This window comes from Pseudomonas sp. GXM4 (assembly GCF_008923895.1).
In the GTDB taxonomy this organism is placed as follows: Bacteria; Pseudomonadota; Gammaproteobacteria; order Pseudomonadales; family Pseudomonadaceae; genus Aquipseudomonas; species Aquipseudomonas atacamensis.
Genome location: NZ_WBRZ01000038.1, coordinates 21696 through 28508 on the forward strand (window position 1 = coordinate 21696; position 6813 = coordinate 28508).

At 61.6% G+C, this 6813-nt stretch carries 3 protein-coding genes; all 3 read right to left on the bottom strand.

The genetic code is table 11. The features are described 5' to 3' along the window. Positions 1-4 precede the first annotated feature (4 nt). Genes selO through F8N49_RS08260 form a run of 3 tightly spaced genes read right to left on the bottom strand, consistent with a single transcriptional unit; the run spans position 5 to position 6647 of the window. The gene (selO, locus tag F8N49_RS08250; RefSeq protein ID WP_151551126.1) at positions 5-1468 is read right to left on the bottom strand and encodes a protein adenylyltransferase SelO; all 1464 of its coding nucleotides are present in this window, start codon (positions 1466-1468) and stop codon (positions 5-7) included. A 48-nt stretch (positions 1469-1516) separates the two neighbouring features. Continuing rightward, positions 1517-4870: a mechanosensitive channel MscK gene (mscK, locus tag F8N49_RS08255; RefSeq protein ID WP_151551127.1), complete on the bottom strand. Its 3354-nt coding sequence runs from the start codon at positions 4868-4870 to the stop codon at positions 1517-1519. Between the two features lie 34 nt (positions 4871-4904). Next, on the bottom strand, positions 4905-6647 hold the full coding sequence (locus tag F8N49_RS08260) for a potassium/proton antiporter (protein WP_024011302.1): 1743 nt from the start codon (positions 6645-6647) through the stop codon (positions 4905-4907). Positions 6648-6813 lie beyond the last annotated feature (166 nt).

The window sequence follows — 6813 nt, forward strand, 5'->3', positions numbered from 1 at the left end:
CGACTCACGACGAACAACTGATCTCCATATGCTTGCCCCACTCTGGCGGTCGCTCGGCGTAACTTTCCATCCCCGGCTGCTCGTCGAACGGTTTGCTCAGCACCGCATGCAGCCGGCGCACCTCGGAATAATCGCCTTGCTCGGCCGCATCGATGGCTTTTTGCGCAAGGTAATTGCGCAGGATGTACAGCGGATTGACCGCATGCATCCGTGCGCGGCGTTGTGCCTGATCGGCATTGCCGTCGCGGCCGACCCGGGCGACGTAGCGTTCGCCCCAGGCATCGAAACCTTTGATATCGACAAAATCGTCGCGCAGGCGGGCGATGGCCTGTTCGGCTGACTCTTCACCGAGGCGGCGGAAGAACAGCGTGTAGTCGACGCCGCTGTTCTGCATCAGTTGCAGCAGGTTTTCCAGCAGTTGCTGGTCCTCCTCCTCGGCGGTGGTGAAGCCGAAGCGACGGCGCATCAGGTCGAGGTAGTGCGCCTGGAACAGCGGCAGGTACAAGCCGAGGGTTTCGCGCAGGGCTTCGACGCTGATGAATGGCGTCAGTGCCTGGGCGAGGGCGCTGAGGTTCCACTGCCCCACCGGCACCTGATTGCTGAACGAGTAGCGGCCTTGATCGTCGGAGTGGTTGCAGATGAAATGCGCGTCGAAGTCATCGAGGAAGGCGAACGGGCCGAAGTCGAAGGTGATGCCGAGGATCGACATGTTGTCGGTGTTCATCACGCCGTGGCAGAAGCCATAAGCCTGCCACTTGGCGATCAGCTCGGCGTTGCGCTCAACGATTTCGCGAAACATCGCCAGATACGGTTCCGGTTGTTCGAGGCATTCGGGGAAATGCATCGCCAGCACATGTTCACCAAGCTGTTTCTGCTGCTCGGGGCGCTTGGTGTAGTAGAAATATTCGAAGTGGCCGAAGCGGATGTGGCTTGGCGCCAGACGCAGCACCATCGCCGCGCGTTCCTGCTTTTCCCGCCAGACCGGCGTGTCGGAGCCGATAACGCAGGCGGCCCGCGAAGACGGGATGTTCAGCGCGTACAGCGCTTCGGAAGCGAGGAATTCGCGAATCGACGAGCGCAGCACCGCGCGGCCATCGCCCATGCGCGAAAACGGCGTCTGCCCGGCGCCCTTGAGGTGCAAGTCCCAATGCTCGCCGGCGTTGTTGTACACCTCGCCCAGCAGCAGACCGCGCCCGTCGCCCAGTTGCGGGGTATAACCGCCGAACTGATGCCCGGAATACACCATCGCCCGTGGCTCGGCGTCGGCCCACAGCTTGTGGCCGCCAAACAGTTGCGCGAATTCTTCGGTTTCGGCGCTGGCCGCATCGAGATCGAGCAAGGCCAGAGCGGCCGGGCTGGCGACCACCAGACGCGGATTGTCGATCGGCTCGGGCAGCACGTGCGCGGAGAACGCGTCGCCCAGGCGGGCAAAGCGGTTGTCGAAAGTCAGTTCGTCGAGGGCTTTCACGGGCCGGCTCCAGCAGAATGTCCGAGCATTCTGCTGGGACCATGTCGGTTAGTCGAGTTTGCTCGGTGGCGGTTCCGGCAACGGTTTCTGCCCGTCGACGATCGGCACGATGGTTTTGTTCTCGGGTTCCACAGGCACCATCTTGTATTCCTGGCCGTGCAGGTTCTTCAGGTAAACCTCCATCTGCCGGAACGAGATGTTGATGTGCTGCTTCTTGAACTCGCGATTGATGAAGCGGTTGACCTCATCCAGCACCGGGTTGCGGTCACCGAGATCGCGCACATGCATGCGCAGTTCGTGGTCGAGGGTGCTTTCGCCGAAGTTGAGGAAGTACACGTGCGGCTCCGGTTCTTTGAGTACACGCGGGTTCTCCCGGGCTGCTTTGAGCAGCAGTTCCTTGACCAGATCCAGATCCGAGCCGTAATCGACGCCCAGTTTCAACGTGACGCGGGTGATGGTGTCGGTCAGCGACCAGTTGATCAGTTGCCCGGTGATGAACGTCTTGTTCGGGACAATGATGTCCTTGCGGTCAAAATCCGTGATGGTCGTGGCGCGGATGCGGATCTTGCTCACCGTACCCGAGAGGTTGCCGATGGTGATGGTGTCGCCGATTCGCACCGGGCGTTCGAAGAGGATCATGATGCCGGAGATGAAGTTGGCGAAGATCTCCTGCATACCGAAACCGAGGCCTACCGACAGCGCCGCCACCAGCCATTGCAACTTGTCCCAACTGACGCCGAGGGTCGACAGGGTGGTGACAAAACCGACGCCGGCAATCACGTAGGACAGCAGCGTGGTTGTCGCATAAGCGCTACCCTGGGCCAGGTTGAGCTTGGACAGCACGAACACTTCGAGCAGACCGGGCAAGTTGCGCGCCAGCGCGAAGGTGATGCCGATGATGATCAGCGCGCCGAGCATGTCGCCGATGCTGATCGGCACCATGCTCATGTTGGCGCCGGTGCCGCTGGTGTATTCGTAGAGGGTGATGTTGTCCAGATACGAGAACACCGAAATCAGGTCCGACCAGACCCAGTACAGCGCCGCGATGAAACCGCCGAGCAGGGCCAGGCGGATCAGGCGCAGGGACTGTTCGTTGACCTTTTCGATGTCCAGGGTCGGCTCTTCGATCACCGCTTCGCCGTCGCCGGCCTCTTTTGCCGCCTGCCGTTTGGCCAGCGCGCGCTGGTAAGCCAGACGCCGCGCGGCAACGCTCAGACCACGCACGAAGGTGGCCTCGATCACCAGCCAGAACATCAGCAGGTACAGGGTATTGATCAAGCGGTCGCTGAGTTTCAGCGCGGTGTAGTAGTAGCCGAAGCACACCGCGACAAACAGGGCGATCGGCAGCAGGGTGAACATCACTCCGACGGCTTTGCGGAACAGCGAAGCGTTCTGGTGCGTCGGGCTGCTGATCAGCAGGCGACTGAGCAGCCACGCCATCAAGGCGTAGCAGGTCAGCACCACCGGCATGCCGAGCACGTCATCAGCCAGCGCCGCCGGTTGCAACTCGGCGACGGCCACCACGGCGACCAGCGCCATTACTACCAGGCCGAGTCGACGCACCCAGCCCTGAAGGAACTCGACCTGCGGTTTTTCCCAGCGGAAGTGCAATTCCGCCACGCCACCCGGCGCAAGAATCCGGTACGCGGTGTAGAACACCAGCCAGGCCTGGCCCATCTGCAACAGCGCCGCGCCCATGTTGGCGTTCTGCCCGCGCGCGTCGATCTGCAAGGCCAGGCCGCACAGCGCCAGACCCAGCGCCACCGGCATCGCCAACAGGATGTTGATCAGAATCGCCTGCGGCGTGTGCCACTGGCTGTCGCGCTTGAAGTGGCCGACGTCCTGGTGAACCTTGTTGAGTCGTCCGTACAGCGCCTTGCGTCGCCACAACAGGGCGCCGATCAGCAGCGCCAATGGCAGGAACAGCAGCGGGCGCTGGGTCAGGCCGTCAGTCAGTTCGCTCAGGCTCGACGCCCACGGCAGGGTGTTGACCTGCCGCTCCAGGCGCTCGGGCACACCGCGCATCCATTCCACGTCCAGCGGCTTGTTGCTGGGGATCCAGAACATCTGTTCGTCGAGGGTCGCGCGCAGGCTTTGCGCGGTGCTCAGCAATTGTTTCTGGTTGAGCTGCAGGGTGATCGATTCATTGAGCATCGCGCTCAACTCGCGGTTCAGCCGCTCGAGTAGATCAGCGCGGGTGTTGGCCAGATCCAGGAGGCTTTTGCGCAGTTGCGGGGTGACCTGCTCTGGCGGCTGGGTGGCCAGCAGATTGTCGACATAGGTCGCCGGGTTGCTCAGCAGCTCCCGCTGCTGGCTGACATCAAACTGATACAGGCGAATATCGGCAATCTGGTCGGCGAGGTCGCGGTCGACCTTCAAGTGCGGCAGCGCTTGCTTCTGTTTATAGAGGATTTTCGACAGCAGCAGGCTGCCCTTGAGCACGTTGATTTGCTCGTCCAGCGCCGAATCGCTCTGGGTCAGGGTGTCGAGTTGCTGTTTGGTCTGCAGGTTCTGCTGCGTGACTTCGTTGAGACGGTCGGTGCTCTTGAGCAAATAGTCGGAAAGCTTGAGATTGGTCGCGCTCTCGCTCGCCAGCAGGCTGCTGCCGCCGGCCTTCTGCGCTTCGATCGATTGCTGGGTGACGGTTTCCTGCGACTGCGCCAGACGCTTCTGGTTGATCAGGGTTTGCAGTTCCTGGATCTCGCGGTCGAGGCGGTCGGATTTCTCCGAAAGCAAGTCGTGCTGGGCATTGCCGAGATCCTGCAACTGGGTGTTGCCGGCCAGTTCCTGGCGGCGCAGCGGAATCAGCGCATTGAGTGCGGCCAGTTCGGCGTTCAACTGGTCGCGCTGTTCGGCGGTGACCGTTTTGCCGGTGTCCTTGCCGGATTTGAGGATGGTGTTGATCTGCTGGATGCGCGTCTGGCTGGCGGAAATTTCCGCCTGCGCACGCTCGGGGCGAGTCTGTGCGGTGATGATCAGGCTGTTGGCTTCGGCCAGGGCTTTTTGCAGATCGCTCTGCTGGGTCGAGCGATCGGTAAGGATCTGCTCCAGTTGCTGAATCGACTCCTTAGGAAAGCGCTGCGCTACCGGCACCGGTGCGGTGGCCTTGAGGCGGCTGAGTTCGCGGGTGTTTTCAATCGTTTGCTTCGGCGCGTTGGCCAGCTGACGCTTGAGATCGATCAGTTTCTGCTCGTAATCACGCTGGTTGTTCAGCTGATTGAGGGTGTTCTGCAGGACGGTCTGCAGGGTCTTCTTGTCGGCGTCCGGCAGTTTGCTGTCGGCCAGCTTGTCGAGGCTGGCCTGCACGGCATCGCTGGACGGTGGTTCGGCAGCATGCAGCGGGCCGACGACGAGACTGAGGCCCAGCAGGGCCGCGGCGAAAAAGGAGCGCAGGGTAGGCATAGAGACCGGTCAAGCAAGTGAGAGTGGGAGCAGTTTAGAGGAAGAGTCCGGGGCCCGGGCGACTTCCTTCGGGGAATCTGACGCCCACTTTGCCGATCTTGTTCCCGTCCATGACCGCCACCGTCCAGTGGGTGTTGTTCCACTCCACCTGGTCGCCGACGATGGGAGCACCCCCGACTTTTTGCGCAATGAACGCACCCAGGGTCATGTCCGGATCGATGCCTTCGGCCGGCAAGCCATACAGCGCTGCAACCGCTTTAAGCTGGGCGTCTCCTTCGAGCACGAAGTCGCCGAAGAAACGCAGATCGAGGCCGCGTTGCGGTGCCTGGCTGAACAGTTTGCCGAGGGCCGGCAAGTTGTGTTCATGGCCAATAACACACAGCAAATCATCGACTTCCAGCACCGTACTACCCGACGGATGGAGCAGTTGCTGGCCACGAAACAGCGCCGCGATGCGTGTGCCTTCGGGCATTTTCAACTCACGCAGGGGCGAACCGATGCACCATTTCTCGGCGCCGAGCTTGTAAACGAACAGTTCCCACTCGCTGGTGACGTGCACTTCCAGTGCCGCCCGGGAAATCGGCGCGGGTTCTGGCGGCACCGTCACCTTGAGCAATTTGGCCACCCACGGCAGGCTTGTGCCCTGCACCAGCAGCGACACCAACACGATGAAGAACGCCAGATTGAAATACAACTGCGCTTGCGGCAGCCCGGCCATCAGCGGGAACACCGCGAGAATGATCGGCACCGCGCCGCGCAGGCCGACCCAGGAAATAAAGGCTTTTTCACGACCGTGGAAGGCCTTGAACGGCAGCAGGCCGACCATCACCGACAGCGGCCGCGCGAACAGAATCATCCACAGCGCCAGACCGAGGGCGGGCAGGGCAATCGGCAGCAGATCGTGGGGCGTGACCAGCAGGCCCAGCACCAGGAACATGCCGATCTGCGCCAGCCAGGCCATGCCGTCGAGCATATGCAGAATGCCGTGGCGGCTGCGCACCGGGCGGTTGCCGATCACCAGACCGCACAGATAGACAGCGAGGAAGCCGCTGCCATGCAAGGCGTTGGTCAGCGCGAACACCACCAGACCGCCAGCGATTATCAGGATCGGATAGAGCCCGGCGGCGAGATTGATGCGATTGACCAGTTGCAGCATCACCCAGCCGCCGCCCAGACCGATCACACCACCGATGCCGAATTCGCGGATCAGGTGGGTCAGCAGGCTCCAGTGCAGGCCGGTTTCGCCGCTGGCGAGCATGTCGATCAGGGTGACGGTGAGAAACACCGCCATCGGGTCGTTGCTGCCGGATTCGATTTCCAGACTGGCGCTGACCCGTTCGTTGAGGCCTTTACCGCCGAGCAGCGAGAACACCGCAGCGGCGTCGGTCGAACCGACGATGGCGCCGATCAGCAGGCCCTGAATCAGATTGAGGTCGAACAGCCACGCAGCGGCCATGCCGGTCAGCCCGGTGGTGATCAACACCCCGACCGTGGCCAGCGACAGCGCCGGCCACAAGGCCACGCGGAAACTCGACACCCGCGTACGCAAGCCGCCGTCGAGCAGGATCACTGCCAGGGCGAGGTTGCCGACCAGATAGGCCGTCGGGTAGTTATCGAAAATGATCCCGCCACCATCGACCCCGGCAGCCATGCCGACCGCGAGAATGATGACCAGAATCGGAATGCCGAGACGTGAAGAAAGAGAACTGACAAGAATGCTTGCGCCTACCAGCAACGCGCCGATCAAGAACAGGCTGTTGATGGTCGTCGCATTCAAAGGCAGTACTCCAGAAGCGTAAAGACGAGGCACAAACTGACCATGCAGTCTGCGTGCCAGCGATTCTAACCTGTTGAAATGTGATGCTGTCAAAAAGCTTTTCTGCAGAATCACCCTGGAAATGCGGCGAGTGATGACTGTGGCGAGGGGATTCATCCCCGTTCGG